Source organism: Vibrio sp. Isolate22 (assembly GCF_022398115.1).
GTDB lineage: Bacteria > Pseudomonadota > Gammaproteobacteria > Enterobacterales > Vibrionaceae > Vibrio.
Window position 1 is genome coordinate 1 of the sequence record NZ_JAKEUW010000157.1, and the last position, 632, is coordinate 632.

The 632-nt window shown below is 43.0% G+C and carries 1 protein-coding gene; it reads right to left on the minus strand.

Annotated elements, in window-relative coordinates:
• Positions 1 to 186: transposase (locus L1D55_RS27505; protein ID WP_239917338.1), on the minus strand; the 186-nt coding region annotated here is incomplete at its 3' end.
• Between the last annotated feature and the right edge of the window lie 446 nt (positions 187 to 632).

The following is a 632-nucleotide window of genomic DNA, read 5'->3' on the forward strand; positions in this document are numbered from 1 at the left end:
GGCTAGTTCTTGCTCTCGTTGACTAGTACTGGTGTCTTTCTTCGAGTTCTTTCGCCACCCGTAGATTTGAGATTCATGTAAAGAAAGCTGTCTTGCTGTCGCAGCTACTCCCACTTTATCTGCTAACTTCAGGGCTTCTGCTTTAAATTCAGGGGAATGTTTAATTCTAGTTTTCTTAGTTGTCATTGTTCACCTCGTTAGTGATTGTACTCACTTAACTCAGTGTCCAAAACTGCTGGGGCGGATCAAATCGCTATCGTTAGAAGAGACTTAAAATCCGCCACCACAAACGACACTTCAGGGCTTCTGCTTTAAATTCAGGGGAATGTTTAATTCTAGTTTTCTTAGTTGTCATTGTTCACCTCGTTAGTGATTGTACTCACTTAACTCAGTGTCCAAAACTGCTGGGGCGGATCAAATCGCTATCGTTAGAAGAGACTTAAAATCCGCCACCACAAACGACATTTTAGATGCAATGTACATACAACATGCCGTGACTAGCGCATCCATAACAAATGCTAATGCTTCGATCCCCACGTACTACCCTCACTCTTGGCTTTGTTGCGTAATTCAATGGAACTAAATCCAGAACCTACGATCTGATCAGCTACCTCCACTCTCTCTCGTAGTCC